Origin of the sequence: Bartonella sp. AC535YNZD, assembly GCF_042196625.1 — a bacterium.
Lineage (GTDB): Bacteria > Pseudomonadota > Alphaproteobacteria > Rhizobiales > Rhizobiaceae > Bartonella.
In genome coordinates, this window is the sequence record NZ_JBHIQP010000007.1 from 80935 (window position 1) to 100467 (window position 19533).

The 19533-nt window shown below is 37.3% G+C and carries 17 protein-coding genes and 1 other RNA gene; 8 read left to right on the forward strand and 10 right to left on the reverse strand.

Going from position 1 to position 19533, the window contains the following annotated elements:
• Positions 1-33: 33 nt before the first annotated feature.
• The 4 genes from ACFIM8_RS05700 to ssrA all read right to left on the reverse strand — a co-directional run bounded on the left by ACFIM8_RS05700 (position 34) and on the right by ssrA (position 1573).
• Positions 34-285 carry a ribbon-helix-helix domain-containing protein gene (locus ACFIM8_RS05700; RefSeq protein WP_273788067.1) on the reverse strand — a complete coding sequence of 84 codons (252 nt, stop codon included), beginning with the start codon at positions 283-285 and terminating at the stop codon, positions 34-36.
• Positions 286-295: 10 nt separating this feature from the next.
• A complete protein-coding gene (locus tag ACFIM8_RS05705) occupies positions 296-478 on the reverse strand; it encodes a DUF4169 family protein (protein ID WP_375606982.1) in 183 nt (60 codons plus the stop codon).
• 8 nt (positions 479-486) lie between these two features.
• Positions 487-1038 carry an SspB family protein gene (locus tag ACFIM8_RS05710; protein WP_375606983.1) on the reverse strand — a complete coding sequence of 184 codons (552 nt, stop codon included), beginning with the start codon at positions 1036-1038 and terminating at the stop codon, positions 487-489.
• 178 nt (positions 1039-1216) lie between these two features.
• Positions 1217-1573: a transfer-messenger RNA gene (ssrA, locus tag ACFIM8_RS05715) on the reverse strand.
• 96 nt (positions 1574-1669) lie between these two features.
• Here ssrA and ACFIM8_RS05720 point away from each other — a divergent pair.
• Positions 1670-1975, forward strand: coding sequence for a DUF2853 family protein (locus ACFIM8_RS05720; RefSeq protein ID WP_375606984.1), 306 nt, complete (start codon positions 1670-1672; stop codon positions 1973-1975).
• Positions 1976-2043: 68 nt separating this feature from the next.
• On the opposite strand, the gene ACFIM8_RS05725 is transcribed toward ACFIM8_RS05720, so the two are convergent.
• The 3 genes from ACFIM8_RS05725 to ACFIM8_RS05735 all read right to left on the reverse strand — a co-directional run bounded on the left by ACFIM8_RS05725 (position 2044) and on the right by ACFIM8_RS05735 (position 7562).
• Positions 2044-3351 (reverse strand): MFS transporter, encoded by a 1308-nt coding sequence (locus ACFIM8_RS05725; protein ID WP_375606985.1) that lies wholly within the window; start codon positions 3349-3351, stop codon positions 2044-2046.
• A gap of 684 nt (positions 3352-4035) precedes the next feature.
• Positions 4036-5346, reverse strand: coding sequence for an MFS family transporter (locus tag ACFIM8_RS05730; RefSeq protein WP_375606986.1), 1311 nt, complete (start codon positions 5344-5346; stop codon positions 4036-4038).
• 908 nt (positions 5347-6254) lie between these two features.
• Positions 6255-7562, reverse strand: coding sequence for an MFS family transporter (locus tag ACFIM8_RS05735; protein WP_375607008.1), 1308 nt, complete (start codon positions 7560-7562; stop codon positions 6255-6257).
• 221 nt (positions 7563-7783) lie between these two features.
• Here ACFIM8_RS05735 and ACFIM8_RS05740 point away from each other — a divergent pair, with 221 nt between their 5' ends.
• The 7 genes from ACFIM8_RS05740 to ACFIM8_RS05770 all read left to right on the forward strand — a co-directional run bounded on the left by ACFIM8_RS05740 (position 7784) and on the right by ACFIM8_RS05770 (position 16606).
• Complete coding sequence (locus ACFIM8_RS05740; protein ID WP_375606987.1) at positions 7784-8578, forward strand: thymidylate synthase; 795 nt, start codon at positions 7784-7786, stop codon at positions 8576-8578.
• On the forward strand, positions 8575-9084 hold the full coding sequence (locus ACFIM8_RS05745; RefSeq protein WP_375614617.1) for a dihydrofolate reductase: 510 nt from the start codon (positions 8575-8577) through the stop codon (positions 9082-9084). The genes ACFIM8_RS05740 and ACFIM8_RS05745 overlap by 4 nt, the downstream gene beginning before the upstream one ends.
• 118 nt (positions 9085-9202) lie before the next feature.
• Positions 9203-10342 (forward strand): FtsH protease activity modulator HflK, encoded by a 1140-nt coding sequence (gene hflK, locus ACFIM8_RS05750; protein WP_375606989.1) that lies wholly within the window; start codon positions 9203-9205, stop codon positions 10340-10342.
• A gap of 2 nt (positions 10343-10344) precedes the next feature.
• On the forward strand, positions 10345-11283 hold the full coding sequence (gene hflC / locus ACFIM8_RS05755; protein WP_375606990.1) for a protease modulator HflC: 939 nt from the start codon (positions 10345-10347) through the stop codon (positions 11281-11283).
• 151 nt (positions 11284-11434) lie between these two features.
• Complete coding sequence (locus ACFIM8_RS05760; protein ID WP_375606991.1) at positions 11435-12958, forward strand: Do family serine endopeptidase; 1524 nt, start codon at positions 11435-11437, stop codon at positions 12956-12958.
• Between the two features lie 704 nt (positions 12959-13662).
• On the forward strand, positions 13663-14535 hold the full coding sequence (gene miaA, locus ACFIM8_RS05765; protein WP_375608254.1) for a tRNA (adenosine(37)-N6)-dimethylallyltransferase MiaA: 873 nt from the start codon (positions 13663-13665) through the stop codon (positions 14533-14535).
• 271 nt (positions 14536-14806) lie between these two features.
• Positions 14807-16606 (forward strand): acetolactate synthase 3 large subunit, encoded by a 1800-nt coding sequence (locus ACFIM8_RS05770; protein WP_375608255.1) that lies wholly within the window; start codon positions 14807-14809, stop codon positions 16604-16606.
• 760 nt (positions 16607-17366) lie between these two features.
• Here ACFIM8_RS05770 and ACFIM8_RS05775 read toward each other — a convergent pair.
• The 3 genes from ACFIM8_RS05775 to ACFIM8_RS05785 form a co-directional block, all read right to left on the reverse strand.
• Complete coding sequence (locus ACFIM8_RS05775; protein WP_375614618.1) at positions 17367-18107, reverse strand: TauD/TfdA family dioxygenase; 741 nt, start codon at positions 18105-18107, stop codon at positions 17367-17369.
• A 105-nt stretch (positions 18108-18212) separates the two neighbouring features.
• Entirely contained in the window at positions 18213-18863 is a 651-nt protein-coding gene (locus tag ACFIM8_RS05780) for an MFS transporter (protein ID WP_375614623.1), read from the reverse strand.
• On the reverse strand, positions 18824-19177 hold the full coding sequence (locus ACFIM8_RS05785; RefSeq protein ID WP_375608276.1) for a hypothetical protein: 354 nt from the start codon (positions 19175-19177) through the stop codon (positions 18824-18826). Before ACFIM8_RS05785 ends, ACFIM8_RS05780 begins: the two co-directional genes overlap by 40 nt.
• Positions 19178-19533 lie beyond the last annotated feature (356 nt).

Genomic DNA, 19533 nt, shown 5'->3' on the forward strand with positions numbered 1-19533 from the left:
CAGAAAGAGAACGTAAAAAAATAAGCACAAACATTAAAGGCGTTGGGTGAGAACGCTTTGAAGGGCATAAACGCGTAACGAGGCCGAAAGATTTACTTGTTGTGGTCTTTTGCTATCAATATCGGTAATAATAAAGGCTAAAGATTGTCCTTTTTTGCGGGCTATATCTTTTAGAATATCTAAAAATGGTGGTTCTAAAGAAACGCTTGTTGCGTGTCCATCAACGCGAACAGATATCTTTCGTGGAATGACTTTTGACCAATCGATAGAATTATTTTCGTGCATTTTTCCACCTTTATTCGTCGTTTCGTAAACGATTTTGATCAAGAAATTTTTGCGTTTTTAAAGATTTTTGTTGCTCAAAAAGTTTTTCAGTTTTTGTTCGTCCAAAACGATAACGATTTTGCTCAGCACAAAGAGATTTTTCTGTACGTTTTTTTTGTTTTCGAAATTGGCGAAGATTAATCAATTCAGTCATGAGAAAAATTATTTTTTCCGAAAGGAATCTAAAGAGACAACATCAGCACTTTGATTTTGTTTTGCATCGTTATTTGAAGGTTCTATATTTGTACTGAGATTTTGTTCTTTTGTAAGCGTATTTTCTTTTTTTTGTTTGTTTGATAAGGTAATGGGTGTAGTTGAGGTATTTTCTGAATGTTCACTTTCTCCAGAGGTCAGATTTGAGGGCAGATCAAATGCTGCTTCAAATGCTGCTACAGGATCATAAAAGACTTGAATGGAAGTAAAAGGAATCACGAGCTTTTCGGTTATTTCCCTGAAAGAGAGGGTTACTTCGAAAGCTGTTTCTGAAACACTGAGATCTCTAAATTGATGTTGTAAGACGATTGTCATTTGCTCGGGATAGCGATTTTTTAGCCGAGGAGAAATTTTAACGCCTGGGGCATTTGTCAAAAAAGTTATAAAAAAATGATGATTTCCCGGAAGACCTGCTTTGGCAACTTCCGATAAAACTTTACGGATAACTCCACGAAGTGCATCCTGAACGAGAATATCGTAACGGATTTGATCTTTAACCATCGAAGTTTATTCCTTTTATTTCACGTAGCAGAATGGGGCGTATTGATATTGTGTGATAGAATATATTTTAAATTAGCAGATTTTTTCTACGATGCACCTCAATAAATCGAATAAATACGAAACTCTATGGTAAATAATGTCTGATAATGTCTGAAAGATCAATCAACAACATTTAAAAAGTGAAGGCTTCTGTTGCCAGGTGCCTCCGAACCCCGCTTAAACCTGCGACGGTTTAAGACTCAATTTGAAACATTCACACCACCTTAAGCGGCGAGACGTGCTTCCGCATAGTTGTCATTTGCAACTACTCATTTAGCCCGATAACGGTGGTACAATGCCGAGTAAAAGAGCGATCTTTACACCCTTGTCGATCCTATTTCGCCCCCACCAAAATATAACTTTGCTTTCTTATATTTTGGTGGAGGCGCCGGGTACCGCCCCCGGGTCCAATAGGTTTATTTCACCGTCCATTTATTACCATAGCTGGTAAACCAGCCTTTTAAATATAGATGAAGAACAGTCTTAGGAAAAGGGGGGTTGTTAATATTTTTAATCCTCTAATTATTTATAGAGCTATATGATGCGGCTGTAAATTATAGTCCGCTCATTTTTGGAGAGGAGATGATGCAAAATGACAAATAATTTAGCAGATATTAAACTATATGATTCAAATCCCGATGAAGCAGCAGTAGAACGACTTAGCCGTCGTTTAGCTTTAGTGATGAAAAAGCAGGATGCAGCGCTTGTTGCTACATCGGATCCAAAAGAGTTAGAACGTGTTGAAAAATGGGTTCAAGATGTTTTAGAAGCTGATGAACAGAGTGCTAAAATGGCCGTTTCAAAAGTGGCTGAGATGATGTCTGGAGAGCGTAGAAAAAGTCGACTGACTTTTTATTATCTAGTTGCTAAGCACCTTAATGCACTTCATAAAATTTAAACAATATTAAATTTGCGATAATGATAAAAAAGCCCAATCTCTTGGGCTTTTTTCGTTTATAAAAAGGGTTAATGTTTTTCATCTTCTTGGAGGTATCCCCCTTTACGCATACTCGGGACAAAGAGAAGAGCAATGAATGCCATGATCATCACGACGGTTATATAAAAATAAAAGAGTGATTCATGACCGTACTTTTTTAATCCAAGCGCAACGTATTCAGCAGAACCACCAAATAAAGCGTTACCAATGGCATGAGAGATACTAACGCCTAATCCACGTATTGAAGAGGGAAACATTGCTGATTTTACGACACCAGAGATGGATGTATACATGCTCATAATGAAGAGCAAGCCAATAATGACCGATAAGGCAACCCATAGACTATGCGTATTACCGATTATCCAGAGTCCAGGAAATGTAAAGATGACAGAGAGTATACTCCAAATGATAAGTAAAGTTTTTGTTCCAATTTTATCGGCTATGATACCAGCTATGGGTTGGAATAGGATGAAAATAAATAGTACAGCTGTCATAATCGTTGTTGCGGTATGTTTATCAAAGCCGGTGGTTGTGATCAGATATTTTTGCATATAAGTCGTAAAGGTGTAAAATGTGAGTGATCCTCCTGATGCAAAGCATGCAATTACGACAACGGCTTTTGTATGCTTGGTGAGAAGTTCCTTAAGACTGCCAGAGTGTTTGTGAGAGCGGCTTTCTTTCGTGGTTGTTTCGTGGAGAGAACGACGCAGATAAATCGCAATCACTGCCCCGAAACCACCAATCACAAAAGGAATGCGCCATCCCCATGCTTTTAACTGATCTTCAGAGAGATAAGATGCTAGAATAAATATAATGAAGCTGGCAAGAAGTTGACCTGTAATAAGGGTGGCTGATTGGAAAGAAGCAAAAAGCCCTCGATGTTTTTTGAGAGCAACTTCGCTCATATAAGTGGCTGCTGTACCATATTCACCACCCGCTGAAAGTCCTTGCATCATCCGAGCTAAAAGTAAAAGGATTGCTGATGTTATTCCTAAGGTTTCATAGGTGGGAAGTATGGCGATGAAAAAAGAGCCACCACACATCATAAAAATGGATATAAGCATCGAGCGTTTACGTCCATAACGATCGGCGATAAATCCTAAAAACCAAGCTCCAATAGGGCGCATAAGAAAGCCAATAAAAAACACACCCGCGGTTTTTAACAGTGGCGTAATCGTATCACCATCGGAGGGAAAGAATTGTGATGCAAAATAAATTGATGCAAATGAGTAAACGTAAAAATCATACCACTCTACGAGATTTCCTGATGCGCTTGCTATAATAGCAAAAACACGTTTTCTTGCATCCTGTGATGCTGAAATTGTTTCATTTTCCATGAATTGTTCCCCTTTTGGATTTATAGTCCATATATTTATTTCTAAATATAATTTCTAAACATAATTTTTTATGATTTCCAGAAAAATCCAATTGTATCATGATAATTTCTTAGAGAAATTCTTTAAGATGATTTATTGGAGTTATATTGTTATTATTTTTAAGACTTTTACTTTTTTATTAGAAAAAATTATCATATTAATTTTAATTGTGTTTATATGACAAATATACATTGAAAAGTATATAAGTATATCTTCAAATTTTATTATAATAATACTATATTAATTACTTTAATGATAATTTGATGTTATAAAATATATGGATTTTACAAGAAGTAATAGAAAAAATTAAGTTATTTCATAAGGGTTAAATAGTATAAAATGGGACTTTTAAGTCCTTACTTATCGTTTTGCGCCATAATACATTATTTTTTAGGGGGGGGAGGATTCAGATAAGGTTTTCCGTATGAGGTGTTTTTCAGATATCATGATAAGTATTTAGGGGAGGGCTTGCCCATAGAATCTTATCAAGTAAATTACATAAAGAGGGTAGTAACTATAGATAATTTAAGAGAAACTGAGTTGTTTGTAAGACGAATGCGGGGCGGGTTTTCGTTCTTTACTAGGGTGGAGAGGAGATCAAAAAAAAGCCCAATTTCTTGGGCTTTTTTTATCCAGAAAATAAGTTTAATGAAGTCTATCGTCTTTATCGAGATATCCTCCTTTATCTATATCAGGCATAAGAAGAATAGAGATGAGTGCAATGACCATCATACCAACGATGTAAAAAAAGAAAACAGATTCGTATCCCATATTTTTTAATCCAAGCGCTACATATTCAGCAGAACCGCCAAACAGTGCGTTGCCAATGGCAAAAGCAAAGCCAACACCAATTGCTCGGATTGAAGCAGGGAACAATTCTGCTTTTATGATACCAGCAATGGACGTATAAAAACTCATAACACAGAGTATTCCAATAATGATTAAGAGTGCTGTCCATGGATTATGGGCATTCCCGATCATTTTAAGTACAGGAATGGTGCAGATAATGGATAATACACCCCAACTGATGAGTGAAGCTCTTGCTCCAATTTTATCGGCTAGCGAACCAAAAAGCGGTTGGAGTAACACAAAAACAAAGAGGGCGGCAGTCATTATTGTTGTTGCGGTTTGTTTATCAAAGCCAGTGGTTGTGATCAGATATTTTTGCATATAAGTGGTGTATGTATAAAATGTGAGTGATCCGCCAGCTGTAAAGCCAACAACCAAAAAGAACGCTTTTTTATGATTACGAAAAAGTTCTTTAAGACTACCAGCGTGTTGTTCAGAGCGGCTTTTGAGGGTTGTTGTTTCATGAAGCAAGCTACGCAGATAAATTGCAACGATTGCTCCAAAGCCACCAATGACAAAGGGAATACGCCATCCCCATGCTTTTAACTGATCCTCGTTAAGGTAAATGGCTAAAATAAATATTATAAAACTTGCCAGAAGTTGACCTGAGATCGTTGTTGCATATTGAAAAGAAGCAAAGAGACCACGACGATTTTTGGGCGCAACTTCACTCATATACGTTGCGGCTGTACCATATTCACCGCCAACGGAAAGCCCTTGAAACATACGGACAAAAAGGAGAAGGAATGCTGCTGTTATTCCCAAAGTTTTGTAAGTGGGAAGTATGGCAATGAGAAAAGAGCCCCCACACATCATAAAAACAGAAATAAGCATTGAGCGTTTACGTCCATAACGATCAGCAATAAACCCAAAGAGCCATGCTCCAATTGGACGCATAAGAAAGCCAATAAAAAAGATTCCTGCCGTTTTTAACAATTGTGTAACGATATCTTCATCTTCAGGAAAGAATTGCGAAGCGAAATAAACCGATGCAAAGGAGTAAGCGTAAAAGTCGTACCATTCTACCAGATTACCGGATGCACTGGATATAATAGCAAAAATACGTTTCCTTGTATCATGTGGATCTAAAGTTGTTTGATTATTCATGAAGTATTCCCCTTTTAGATTTATAACTTTTCTTCTTTTTAAAGCTATTTACGATGTGCATTATAAAAACGCCATTGTATCATGATAAATTTTTAGGGAAACATAAAGATTTTTTCTAGATCTATCAGTGCTGTTTTGGGCTCATGGTGTTGTTATATTGCGTAAATCTATCCTTAAGGAAATATTGTTTTTTGTTTGATTGTGAATTATTTGCATATGCAGAGTATTTATGAAGATATGATACTCTTTAGTTTATATGCTTGATGTTGTTTCGTAAAATGATGTTATTGACTATTGCATGCGAGGTTGGTGTATCAGTTAAAATACTTTTTAGAAATGATCTTAAGTGTTAAGGGGGAGTACAATATTAATAGTTCGTCAATAGTATAATAATAGCGGCTTGCACTTTTATTAAGTGTAAAGAGAGTGATGCCCATGTTTATATTTTACGGGGCTTTTACGTTATGTCATTCACGGGTGCCGTTGTGAAATGGAGTTGGGTATATTGAGAAATGTTTCTCAAAAAAGTGTGCGAATTCATAATATAATTGTATTTTCTACTTTTCATGAAAGGATTTGTGTTTCATGAGGGGTACCATTAAGAACGTATTAAACAAAATCATGAGTGGAATCTTTATTATTGATAAAATTTCTTGAAAGATAATCACTTTTCTTCGATTTTGAGTGGGAATGGGGGGGATTAAAATAAATCAAAAATTTTTTATCTTCAGCAAAAGAAGCATTTATTCATAATAATATGCAGCTGTTTATTTTTATAAGCAGTATATGCAGGAGAGAAAATTTCTTCTTTAGGTGTTTGAAGAGATAAAAAATCGTGCGCTTTAAGCTTCTATGGGAAAGAATTACAAAAAGCCCAGAATACTGGGCTTTTTTGTTAACATCAAAAGTTAATGAATATCGTCTCCTTGTAAATATCCTTTTTTGCGCGCATCGGGCATCAAGAGAACCGCAATGAATGCAATAATCATCATGCCGGTTATATAAAAATAGAAGACAGATTCGTATCCAAGGTCTTTTAATTCAAGCGCTACGTATTCAGCAGAGCCGCCAAACACTGCATTGGCAATAGCATAAGAGAATCCAACACCTGTTGCTCGCACTGAAGCGGGAAACATTTCTGACTTTACAATACCAGAGATGGATGTATAAAAGCTCATAATGCATAGCATTCCAATAATGACTGATAGAGCAATCCATGTTTCATTAGTGTTACCAATTACATGAAGTCCAGGAATCGTAAAGATAATAGATAAAACACTCCAAATAAGCAGTGAAGTTCTTGTTCCAATTTTATCAGCCATAAAACCAAATGCAGGTTGAAGTAACATGAAAACAAAGAGCGCAGCAGTCATGATTGTTGTTGCAGTATGTTTATCAAAGCCGGTGGTTGTGATCAGATATTTTTGCATATAAGTTGTATAGGTATAAAATGTGAGCGATCCCCCAGCTGTAAAGCCAACAACTAGAAAAAAAGCTTTCCTGTGATTGCGTAGAAGCTCTAAAAGACTACCAGCTTGCTTTTTAGAACGATTTTCTTCTGTGGTTGTTTCATGAAGTGTACGACGGAGGTAAATTGCAACAACTGCTCCTAGGCCCCCAATGGCAAATGGAATACGCCATCCCCATGCTTTTAGTTGATCCTCTGTGAGATAAAGTGCTAGAATGAATATAACCAGGCTGGCTAGAAGTTGTCCACCAATCAGTGTGGTATATTGAAAAGAGCTAAAAAATCCACGGCGGTTTTTGAGTGCCACTTCACTCATATAAGTGGCTGTCGTACCATATTCACCCCCGACAGAAAGTCCTTGAAGCATTCGGAGTAAAAGTAAAAGAATTGCTGCTGCCATTCCAATAGTTTCATAAGTAGGAAGTATGGCGATTAAGAAAGAACCACCACACATCATACCAACAGAAATAAGCATTGAGCGTTTACGTCCATAGCGGTCAGCAATGAAGCCAAAGAGCCATCCGCCGATTGGGCGCATAAGAAAACCAATAGCAAAGACACCAGCGGCCTTTAAAAGTTGTGCAACGACATCGCCATCTGAGGGAAAAAATTGTGATGCAAAGTAAATGGATGTAAAAGAATAAACATAAAAATCATACCATTCTACTAGATTACCTGATGCACTGGATACAATAGCCCAGATACGTTTTTGCGTATCATGTGATGCTAAAGATTCTTGTTTTTCCATAGTCAATCCCTTCATTTCACGTTCACCATTTTTGTTCATTATCACTCTATGTTCTTTTCTTCAGAAGCTGTCTATAGTATTTTATCTTTTGCATAAAAATTTTAGTCAGATCACGATAATTTCTTGTGTAAGATGTTTTCGGATAAAGATTTGAATTATGTTTGTACGAATTTTACAGTTTTTATTTTCTATAATGAGGAGAATCGGACATAATAACCCTCATGAAATTATATCTGGCTCTTTTATCCCACGTTTTAAATCAGGGTATTGATCGTACAGATCGGACGGGCGTTGGAACGCGATCTATCTTTGGGTATCAGATGCGCTTTGATTTACAAGCAGGATTTCCATTGTTGACAACAAAAAAACTACATTTACGTTCAATTATTTACGAGCTTTTGTGGTTTCTTAAAGGTGATACAAATATTGCATGGTTGAAAGAGCATGGTGTATCAATTTGGGACGAGTGGGCTGATGAAAAAGGAGATCTTGGTCCTGTTTATGGTTATCAGTGGCGTTCTTGGCCTGCTCCTGATGGGCGCCATATTGATCAAATTAGTAATCTTTTAACAATGATTAAGGAAATGCCAGATTCTCGTCGCTTGATTGTATCTGCTTGGAATCCTGCATTAATAGAAGAAATGGCTTTACCTCCGTGCCATTGTCTTTTTCAATTTTACATTGCGGAGGGAAAATTGTCCTGTCAGCTTTATCAGCGTTCGGCGGATATTTTCTTAGGTGTTCCATTTAATATTGCATCCTACGCACTGTTAACGATGATGATTGCGCAAGTAAGCGGTCTTAAAGTAGGCGACTTTATTCATACTCTGGGGGATGCTCATCTTTATTCTAATCATTTTGAACAGGCAAAATATCAATTGTCTCGTAGACCAAATGCTTTGCCATGTATGCGCATAAATCCAGCGGTAACAGATCTTTTTTCTTTTCAATTTGAGGATTTTGAATTGCTTAATTATGAAGCACAATCCCATATTAAGGCGCCGGTAGCAATATGATGATTTCCATTTGTTTCATTGCTGCGGTTGCAGAAAATGGTGTTATCGGTCGTGAAGGTGCCATGCCTTGGCATTTATCAACGGATTTGCAACGCTTTAAAGCTTTGACATTGGGTAAGCCCATTATTATGGGAAGAAAAACTTGGGATTCTCTTGGGCGCCCTTTACCAGGGCGTACAAATATCGTCATTACGCGTGATTGTACCTTCAACGCTGAAGGGGCTGTTGTTGCTCACTCTTTATCGCAAGCTTGCTCTCTTGCAACAAGCGTTGCTTCTCAAAATAATGTAAAGGAAATTTTTATTATTGGGGGAGGGGAAATTTTTCAACAAGGATTGCCTATGGCTGATAAAATATTCCTTACAGAAGTTTTAGCCTCTATAGAAGGTGATAGTTTTTTTCCTGTTTTTGATAAAGAAAAGTGGATTATTGTGCAAACACAAGATATTCCAAAAGGGGATAAAGATAGTCATCCGACACGTTTTGTTGTTTATGAGCGGAAATAATTTTTGTAATATGAAGTGGAAGGGGTTATCAGTTGTATTATAATGAGGTAATAGGCACCCTATAAGATCAAGCAAATGGTTGGTGTTCGAGTAGTGGTAATCAGTTAAAGAGGTGATAATGCCCTGGACAAATCAAAATGGTGGTGGCCCGTGGAGTGGCGATAAAAACAGTGGTGAAAAAAAAACACCAGCTAAGAATATCTTTGGTTCTGGTGGCAATCATGGTAGCGAAAATGGTCCTAATCTTAATGATATTTTGCGCAAAGGGCAGGATCAGTTTAAACAATTTGGGAGAAGTAGTCTTTCTGTTTTGTTCCTTCTGCTTATTGCGTTTTTTTGGTTATACCAGTCAATTTATATTGTTCAGCAAAATGAACAAGCGGTAGAGTTGCGCTTTGGCATCCCTAAAGAAGGCATTATTGGTGATGGCTTGCATTTTCATTTTTGGCCAATTGAGACCTATATGAAAGTACCTTTAACGGAAAAAACAATCGCGATTGGTGGAAAGCCTGGTCAAGCGCAACAAAGTGATGGTTTAATGCTTTCGAGTGATCAGAATATCGTTAATGTTAATTTTTCTGTTTACTATCGGATTTCATATCCTAGTCAGTTTTTATTCAATGTGAATGATCAAGAGGGAACTGTCCGCCAAGTTGCTGAGAGTGCAATGCGTGAGGTCATTGGTTCGCGGCCGGTTGATGATGTGTTACGTGACAAGAAAGAAGAAGTTGCTAATGACGTTAGAAAGATTATCCAGTTGACTGTGGATAAATATCAACTTGGTGTCGAAATAAGCCGTGTGTCTATCAGTGAAGCTGCTCCTCCAACAAAGGTTGCTGCTGCGTTTAATTCTGTTCAGCAGGCGGAGCAGGAACGTGGAAGAATGATTGAAGAGGGGAATCGTGTGCGTTTTACGAAAATTGGTTTAGCAAATGGTGAAGCTTCACGCACACGGGAAATCGCAAAAGGTGAAAAGGCACAAATGGTTGAAGAGGCAACAGGGCGTGCTGAACGTTTTCAGGCAATAGCTCGAGAGGCTGCGATTTCACCAGAAGCTGCGCGCTACCGTCTCTATATGGAGACGATGGGGCGGATTCTTTCTTCACCAAATAAGCTGGTTCTTGATCAGGCAAATTCTCCAGCGGTGCCTTATTTACCTTTGAATGAATTGTTGCGTAGCAAGTCATCAGAAAAAGTAAAGGCAACATCAGCGCGTCCTGCGTTACTCTTAGATTCTCGTATTGCTGGAGGAGATTAATTATGCAGCAATCTCGCTTTTTGTTTGTTTTTAGTGCTATAGTGTTTGTTTTGATGATTTTGTGGATGTCCGTTTTTATCGTCTATCCTCGTCAACAAGTAGCAATTAAGCGTTTTGGACAAATTGTTCAGGTAGAATCTAATCCTGGAATCTATTTCAAGGCGCCCTTTATCGATAAGATGATCATTGTTGATAATCGGTTATTGCGTTACGATGTTCCTACACAATCTGTACAGGTTCGTGGTGGTGCGTATTATGAGGTGGATGCGTTCTTTATTTACCGTATTACAGATCCTAAGTTGTTTTTACAGCGCATTGCTTCTGGGCGTCCACAAATTGCGGCACGTGAAAACCTTGCACCACGGTTTATTGACGCTTTGCGTGCTGTTTATGGTAAGCGAGAATTTAAAGCAGCTTTATCGGATGAACGAGGCGCGATGATGGCTGAAGTACAGAAGCAATTTTCTGTAGATGCAGGTTCGTTGGGTATTACCATTGTTGATGTGCGTATTCGTAAAACCGATTTGACTGATGCTGTTTCAGAAGATGTCTATCGGCAAATGGCAGCTGAACGTGAAGCTGCTGCGGAAAATATCCGAGCTCGTGGTCAGCAGGAGCGAGATCGTATTGTGGCAGAAGCTAATCGTGAATATGAAGAAATTGTAGCAGCTGCGAAGCGTGATGCTGAAATTACCCGTGGTGAAGGTCAAGCTGAAAGTATTCGTCTTTTATTGAATGCGAGGGAGGCTAATCCGTCTTTTTACGATTTTTGGTTGGCGATGGAACAATACAAGAATTTAGAGAAAACACCGATGGTGATTTCTCCAAATGAGGATTTCTTTTTCTATTTTCGTAATCCGCCGCAGGCAAATAAAGCATTCTTACCGACAATGAATACGGGCCTCAGTAAAACTGATCCAAAATCGGGAGAGAATAGATAAAATAATGGATTGCAGATACGAGATTTTGCATGAAAAGAATGATCTGTGACCATTTTCTTTTATGGTAAAAGTGGTAGAGAGTATCGAGCCGTGCTGGTTTTACGTAGATAAATTTAGTAGGGCTCTTTGCATCTTTGATTAAAGGCATGTCATGGATAGAAGTGTCATGAGTAAAAATACGTTTTTAAAGTTTTTTATCACAAGAGTTGTTTTTTGTGTGACTTTGTTTCTATCTGGATCAGTGAGTTTGTCTTGGGGGGCCGAGACAAGCAAGGCATTGCTTTCTATTCCTGATTTAGCTTCTGAGCTTTTGGAAACAGTTGTGAATATTTCCACGGCGCAGACTGTTGAAGGAACAGAACAGGATGAAAATACTGCGGTACCCATTATCCCAAAAGATTCATTGTTGGAGGAATATTTTAGTGATTTCTTTACACCTAAAGATGGTCAAAAAGATAGTCAATTTCAAAAGGTGCGTTCTTTAGGGTCTGGTTTTGTGATTGATGCGCAAAAAGGGATTATTGTTACAAATTATCATGTTATCGTTGATGCTGATGATATTGAAGTTAATTTTACGGATGGTACAAAACTAAAGGCAAAGCTTCTTGGAAAGGATAGCAAAACTGATTTGGCGTTGCTTCAAGTCGATGCAGGAAGTAAAAAATTAAAAGCTGTGCGTTTTGGTGATTCAGAAAAGGCACGTATTGGTGATTGGGTTATGGCTATTGGAAATCCTTATGGTTTTGGTGGAAGTGTAACAGTTGGCATTATTTCTGCACGTAACCGTGATCTTAATGCTGGTCCCTATGATAATTTTATTCAAACAGATGCAGCAATTAATCGTGGCAATTCTGGTGGTCCGTTATTTGATAGAAATGGTGAAGTCATTGGCATTAATACAGCAATTGTTTCACCTTCGGGAGGATCTATCGGTATTGGATTTGCTATTCCATCGGATATGGCTCTTTCTGTTATTAATCAATTGCGTGATTTTGGAGAAATAAGGCGTGGTTGGTTGGCTATTCGTATTCAGCCGGTAACAGAGGATATTGCAAAAAGTTTAAAATTGGACAATGCTGTGGGAGCATTGGTGGCTGGTAAAATAGAACAGACGAAAGAAAATAATGTAGATAATAGCCAGTTACAAACTGGAGATATTATTCTTTCCTTTGGTAATTCCAAAATTAAGCATGCACGTGATTTGCCGCGTTTAGTTGCAGAAAGTTCAGAAGGAAAAGTGGTGGACGTTACTGTTTTACGCAATGGGCAAGAAGAAACAGTAAAAGTTAAGCTTGGACGTTTGATTGAAACAGATCCAAATGAAGATACAGAAGAAGTTGATGATAAAAAAAATCAAGATCTGTCGAAAAACGTGACAATGCAATTTATGGGCATGACGTTATCTGAACTGACAGAGGATTTGCGTCATCGTTATTCAATTTCAGATAAACTTCGAGGACTAGTGGTGACAGCTGTTGCACAAAATAGTGCAGCGGATAAGAAGCGTATTCGCGTTGGTGAAGTGATAGTTGATATCAATCAGAGTTCTATCACAACAATTGATGAGGCTAAGAGACGTATTCATAAATTACGTGAAGCTGGACGAAAAAATGCTCTCTTTATTGTTGCGCGTCCAGATGGAGAGTTACGGTTCGTAACGATTTTAATGGATTGATGTTTGAAAAATTATTTTTTGTTTTTTAGCAGCTTTAGTATATGGGGTCTTTTGCAAGTCAGGCATGTGATGTTCAATGTTTCTCAAGCTCATTTCACGATAGAGAGCATGGGCTGTGCAATATAAAATCTATAGGAAATCATTATATCTTTATGCTGGATATAAAGTATAAATTGGTGCCATCATAGTATTTTTCAGTTATCAATATTGTAACAGCCTAGACTTTGAAATGCTGCATAAGAGATATTGGTACACCTTTCTTAAGTCCATTTTTATCTCTGCTTGTGATGCGCAAGTAAATAGTATTGATATGATGCTTTATAAGGCTCTGATTATAAACCGGCGTAGCATGCTATTTTTATAGGAAAAAATAAAGCTATTTGATTGTATAGATTAAACTCAGTATTATTTTCATAAATGATGACAAAGAGTATGTTTTTAATGGCATTAACGGACAGAATTATTATAGCTGTGGTTTGTTATTGAATTATGATAGCAAAAAATGCTTGGAAATTCCTTTGGTGTTGTTATTAAGTCCATTTTTTCTTTTTTATAAGTTTCATAGGATTTTCTTTGTATTAAAGAGAATTTGTGTTCGTATTTTTGTTTGAAGTATTTACTCTATGATCATGGAGAGAAAATACAGTGGCTTTGGGGGGGGCTGCATGTTGCAATAAGTTATTGATTGGGAGAAATTGCTATTCATGACACAGAGAACAGTTACATTAATAGCGGGGCCAACGGCAAGTGGGAAGTCAGAACTTGCCTTGCAAATGGCTAAAGAAAAAAATGCTCTCATTATTAATACTGATTCAATGCAGGTTTATGATGTTTTAAATATTTTAACAGCACGGCCGAGAGAGGCTGATACTGCGATTGTTCCCCATTATCTTTATGGTCATGTGAGTCCTACGTTGAATTACTCAGTAGGGCAATGGTTGTGTGATGTTGAGAAGCTATTGGCTACTTTTTCTTTGAGATCAGTTATTTTTGTTGGCGGAACAGGACTTTATTTTCGTGCTCTTTTGGAAGGGATTGCGGAAATTCCTCATGTTCCAGATGTTGTGCGGCAGAAATGGCGTCTGCTGCTTGATCAAGAAGGACCTGAAAGTCTTTATGGCCAGTTGTTACAGATTGATGCTGATGTTGCTGAAAAAATTTCTTCGCACGATAGACAGCGTATTGTCCGTGCTTTGGAAGTTTATGATGCAACCGGTAAGACGCTCAGTTGGTGGCAGAAACAAAAAACAACACCTATCATTGCGCCGAATTTGACCGAAAAAATTCTTCTCATGCCACCACGTCCTCTGCTTTATGAACGTATTCATAAACGCTTGGATTCTATGATTGAAAGAGGAGCTTTAGAAGAAGTGGTGGCTATGAAAAAACTTAAACTTTCCCCTTCATTACCAGCAATGAAGGCTATTGGTGTACCTGAATTTATGGCTTATTTGGATGGATATAGAAGCTTTGAGAATGCTCTTGAAGCGGTAAAAATACAAACGAGGAGATATGCAAAAAGACAAATGACATGGTTTCGTAATCAATTTGATGAAGAATGGATGCTTACTTTTTGATAAAAGAGTTATAGCTTTGCAAAAAAACTTATCGAAAGATAAAAGATAATTCGTGAAAAAGAAATTTTTTAGAAAATATAATTTTTTATTGACGAATGGTATCAATGGAATTAAAAATCTTTCTACAAGGAATTTTTTATATATTTTATACGTTGGAATAATGGGGGTAATCATACAGTATGTGTTGTGTAATAGGCTCCTTTGGGGGCTTTTTTTATGGGCTCCGTTAGGGGCTTTTTTTATTGTCCTATAAAGTAGGTGAGTGGGAAAAATGAGAAATGATCCAAGAAAGCAAGAGAGTGCAGATGGAAAAATAATGTCGGGCGCTGAAATAGTGGTTCAAGCTCTTATAGATCAAGGCGTTGAACATATTTTTGGTTATCCTGGTGGGGCTGTTTTGCCTATTTTTGATGTTCTTTATCACCAAGATACACTCCAGCATATTTTGGTGCGTCATGAACAAGCTGCAGGGCATGCGGCTGAAGGCTATGCACGTAGCACAGGGAAGGTAGGGGTTATGCTTGTGACTTCTGGTCCAGGGGCAACGAATGCTGTTACACCTTTGCAAGATGCTCTTATGGATTCGATACCTCTTATTTGTTTTTCTGGGCAGGTGTCAACAACGGTGATTGGAACAAATGCTTTTCAAGAGGCAGATACAGTTGGAATTACAAAGCCTTGTACGAAGCATAATTGGCTGGTTAAAAATGTCAATGATCTTGCAGCTATTATTCATGAAGCTTTTTCTCTTGCTCAATCAGGTCGTCCTGGGCCGGTTTTGATTGATATTCCTAAGGATGTTCAATTTGCTTCAGGATTTTATAGAGCACCTCAAGTTCAGGAGTCTTTACATTCTTTTCCATCGTTGAAAGGGAATACTAAGGCTATTGAATCTGCCGTTTCTCTTTTAGTTGAGGCAAAACGCCCTATTATTTATTCTGGTGGTGGTGTTATTTCATCAGGGATGAAAGCTATACAGCTTTTACGTAATTTGGTTCAATTGGGGGATTTTCCGATTACTTCAACATTAATGGGACTTGGTGCTTATCCTGCTTCCGGTAAAAATTGGCTTGGAATGCTTGGAATGCATGGAACCTATGAGGCTAATATGGCCATGCATGATTGTGATGTTATGTTAGCTGTTGGAGCACGATTTGATGATCGTATCACAGGGCGCCTTGATGCATTTGCACCTCATGCGCGTATTATTCATATTGATATTGACCCTTCTTCTATCAATAAAATTGTAAAAGCAGAAGTTCCAATTATTGGTGATGTGGCTTGTGTTTTAGGAGATATGACGCAACTCTTAAAGATACAACAACCAGCGTTTAACAGTGAAGTCCGTGAGGCGTGGTGGACGCAAATTAACCGTTGGAAAGCTCGTAATTCATTGGCATATGCGGAGAAAAAAGATGTCATTATGCCGCAATATGCTCTTGAACGACTTTATGCTCTTACCAAAGATGCGAATGCTTATATTACAACGGATGTCGGGCAGCATCAGATGTGGGCAGCGCAGTATTATCATTTTGATGAACCAAAACACTGGATGACTTCTGGTGGTCTTGGAACGATGGGGTATGGTTTACCTGCTGCTATAGGTGTTCAAATAGCGCATCCTAATGCGCTTGTTGTATGTATTTCTGGTGATGCCTCCATTCAGATGAATATTCAAGAGCTTGCAACAGCTATTCAGCATGACACACCGGTGAAAATTTTCATTTTAAATAATCAGTATATGGGAATGGTCCGCCAGTGGCAGCAATTGCTGCATGGTAATCGTCTTTCTCATTCTTATACGGAATCTATGCCTGACTTTGTGAAATTGGCACAAGCTTATGGAGCGGTAGGGATTCATTGTTCAAAACCCGATGAACTTGATGATAAAATTCAGCAGATGATTGATTGTGATAAGCCTGTTCTTTTTGATTGTCGTGTTTATCATTTAGAAAACTGTTTTCCTATGATCCCATCGGGATGTGCCCATAATGAGATGTTATTACCCGATGAAGCAAGCGAAGAAGCTATTGCAAATGCTATTTCTTCCGAGGGAAAGATTCTTGTATAAAATGAATATGTTAACAAAATGGTGAAGGATGGTGATGATGAAGTCTTTGGAGGCTTCATCTCTGTCTCTTCTTTGTGGAGAGTTTCTATTATTCTTAGAACTCATTTTATTATTTTCATTCTGTGTTTAAAGACATGGGGTGTATTATTATTTGTTTATCTAAAAAATGTTATAAGTCGTGTGCCAAATTATGTTTGAATTTATTTGTACGCGATGTTTGTTTTTTTTAAATTCATATGTTCACATTAATAGCTATATCGTTGCATTTTTTAGATAATACATTGAATTATCTGTTATAAATTAATTATGTTGTCTCATATATGAAAGATTTCATCGTGCAAGAAAAAAAGCCACCATGCTTGAAGGGTGCAACCATGCAAACCGTCATACTTGTGAAAACAATAGAAAAGTTTGTCACTATGTTTTGGTTTTGCATTATGAAACTACTCCAAATAGCTCTTTCAAGGGCTTGATAGGAAAATCCCCCTAGAGGCTTGAAAGGAATGGCGAAAATAACAAAAAGCGAATGCAGCCATAGAAAATCAATTGGCCACCATAGCTTATAATTAGCTAGTAACCTCACCTGATTATGCGGGAGAAATCTATACATATGAGATGTATCGTCAATATATATAAACCAGAATAATACTCACCATTATATCATTATCAGGACATTAACATTGAAAATTAAATACTCTTTCTTTTATTTGTTCTACATATCTATGATTCCATAAATCTGCAGACCAAACACTCTTTGAATCTATCGCATTGGATTTTCATAACTATCAAATGATCCAAAAAATTTATCTCTAGAGTGTAGAGCCATTCTATTATCAATGTATAATAATCTTCCCTGTTGTACATCAATTCCAAAAGATACAGCCTTAAAATGATCTGAAGCTTCCTTGGCTTTTTTTGACTGTGGCTCTAACATGCCCGGATAAAAAACAGCGCTGATATCTGGGAATTCACCGTCCCCTTGAACGAGGGGCACTTTACTTGTAGAGGTTACTCCATTTCTTCTCCATCTATAGGGAACATTAATTATATATAAATTATCCCTTAAGTTCCTCAAATCCTCCTCACTTAAAAGTTTTAGAGCGAGACGTGCATCAGATATTCTCGTTAACGGACCATCAACATCATTGCGAACACCAGATAAAAGGATCCCTTTAGGAGATAAATTTAAACCCGTTATAAATTTTAGTGCAGCATTTTCTATATGAAAATCTAACTCAACTTCAGATCCTAATCCTGTATAATCTTTTTTATTATCCTCTAAAGGAACTAGGTTATTGACTATATGTTCGCCTTCAAACTTAATTGCATAAGGCTCTCCAATCAATAAAGAAAACATCATAATTAAATTTTCGCTAATATAGCCACTTTTACAAGACGCATCTAAATTATAAGGATTAGGTGACGTATTAATTTGTCTATCAATTGGAAGATTTTCAAAGATTAAATATGGTTTAGGGGTAATAGATACCTTTTGATTCATCAGAATTGCCAATATTCTATGGGGTAGCAGCGAAAATGCTATTTTTTAGCTCAACTCAAAAGTATTTTCATTGATCATTATAATTTCCTCCCCAATTATTTTTCCCTACTTTCTTATTAAGAAAAGTGAAAAAACAATAATTAAAATCAGCCATGTTAGTAAATAAGTGTCTGTAAAATCTTGGATTAATCCAAATAATGGTGGAGCAGTAATAATTGCGATTTGATTTACAGACATTGCTAAACCCAGAGAAAAGCCAACGCTTTCTTTCGGTGAAGAGTATACAATATAGGCGACCCAAGGGCCATACCATCCTAATCCAAAAAAACCTAACCAAGCAGATAAAATAGTTAAATAAATTATGGATCCACTTATGCCCAAAATTAATATTAAAAATCCAAAAACGACTGCAATCATGCAAAACAAGACAGGAAAAAATCGTCCTTTTCTACAATGATCACTCCACGCTGCTAAAATAATTCCTCCTAAGGCACCAGAAGCCTGTGAAACAAAAAACAAATAAGCACTTTTATCTAAAGACAGGTGATAGATTCTATAAAAATAAATCGTTATAAAAATGGTTAAAACATATTGAACGATCACAAGTGAAACGCCTGAAAAAATAATATTCTTCATATGTGGTGCAGTTAACATCGCAAGATGAGACTTTACATTTGCATAGAACGAAACTTTTGCTTTGCTTTCTGGAGCGATAGCTACAACTTTTGTTGGTGAGTGATAAAAAATAATAAATATACATCCCCCCTAAAAAAGAAACGATGGCACCGACCAAAAACGCACCTTGTATGCCATAGATAAGCGCACTCGCAGGAAGAACTATCCCAGCTAATACCCCCCACACTTAATGGTAGCTTCGCCTGCTTTATTCTCATTGCAAATCCGCGCTGCGATTGTGGAAACCATGACGAAACGGATTTAGCGCCACCAGGTTGAGCAGAACTATAAAATCCCTCTACAATTAGTAAACAGACCAAAAGGGAAATAGAGTTATCTGCAATTGCTCCCAACAAAAGAGCGAAAGAAACGCCGACCGCGCCAACTCCAACAATATAGCGCTTGTTAAACTTGTCTAGTAATTAGCTTGCTACAATTAACCCAATAATAGGTAGGAACTGCGCTGCTGAAGACAGCAAACCTATCTGAGAGTCACTAAGCGAAAAATCATTCTTAAAAAATTCAGCTAAAGGACCAATCCTTTGAACAAAGAAGCAGGCTGATGCTTGAGCGATCGTGGCAACAAGCGATATAATCCATCTATAATAATTTTTTCTATAATTTTATTATTGCTCACTCAGTCCCCCTCCAATTAAAGTGTATTCCAATGAAGTAGCCTTTTTTAATAATGCTTGGAACAATAAATTAGGTATTTTATGCTGATTACATAAAAAATCTGTCAATACGATTG

What these genes read in the sequence shown, in the direction of transcription:
- ACFIM8_RS05700 (WP_273788067.1), bottom strand. Translation starts at nt 285, where the DNA reads ATGCACGAAAATAATTCTATCGATTGGTCAAAAGTCATTCCACGAAAG.
- ACFIM8_RS05705 (WP_375606982.1), bottom strand. Translation starts at nt 478, where the DNA reads ATGACTGAATTGATTAATCTTCGCCAATTTCGAAAACAAAAAAAACGT.
- ACFIM8_RS05710 (WP_375606983.1), bottom strand. Translation starts at nt 1,038, where the DNA reads ATGGTTAAAGATCAAATCCGTTACGATATTCTCGTTCAGGATGCACTT.
- ACFIM8_RS05720 (WP_375606984.1), top strand. Translation starts at nt 1,670, where the DNA reads ATGACAAATAATTTAGCAGATATTAAACTATATGATTCAAATCCCGAT.
- ACFIM8_RS05725 (WP_375606985.1), bottom strand. Translation starts at nt 3,351, where the DNA reads ATGGAAAATGAAACAATTTCAGCATCACAGGATGCAAGAAAACGTGTT.
- ACFIM8_RS05730 (WP_375606986.1), bottom strand. Translation starts at nt 5,346, where the DNA reads ATGAATAATCAAACAACTTTAGATCCACATGATACAAGGAAACGTATT.
- ACFIM8_RS05735 (WP_375607008.1), bottom strand. Translation starts at nt 7,562, where the DNA reads ATGGAAAAACAAGAATCTTTAGCATCACATGATACGCAAAAACGTATC.
- ACFIM8_RS05740 (WP_375606987.1), top strand. Translation starts at nt 7,784, where the DNA reads ATGAAATTATATCTGGCTCTTTTATCCCACGTTTTAAATCAGGGTATT.
- ACFIM8_RS05745 (WP_375614617.1), top strand. Translation starts at nt 8,575, where the DNA reads ATGATGATTTCCATTTGTTTCATTGCTGCGGTTGCAGAAAATGGTGTT.
- hflK (WP_375606989.1), top strand. Translation starts at nt 9,203, where the DNA reads ATGCCCTGGACAAATCAAAATGGTGGTGGCCCGTGGAGTGGCGATAAA.
- hflC (WP_375606990.1), top strand. Translation starts at nt 10,345, where the DNA reads ATGCAGCAATCTCGCTTTTTGTTTGTTTTTAGTGCTATAGTGTTTGTT.
- ACFIM8_RS05760 (WP_375606991.1), top strand. Translation starts at nt 11,435, where the DNA reads ATGGATAGAAGTGTCATGAGTAAAAATACGTTTTTAAAGTTTTTTATC.
- miaA (WP_375608254.1), top strand. Translation starts at nt 13,663, where the DNA reads ATGACACAGAGAACAGTTACATTAATAGCGGGGCCAACGGCAAGTGGG.
- ACFIM8_RS05770 (WP_375608255.1), top strand. Translation starts at nt 14,807, where the DNA reads ATGAGAAATGATCCAAGAAAGCAAGAGAGTGCAGATGGAAAAATAATG.
- ACFIM8_RS05775 (WP_375614618.1), bottom strand. Translation starts at nt 18,107, where the DNA reads ATGAATCAAAAGGTATCTATTACCCCTAAACCATATTTAATCTTTGAA.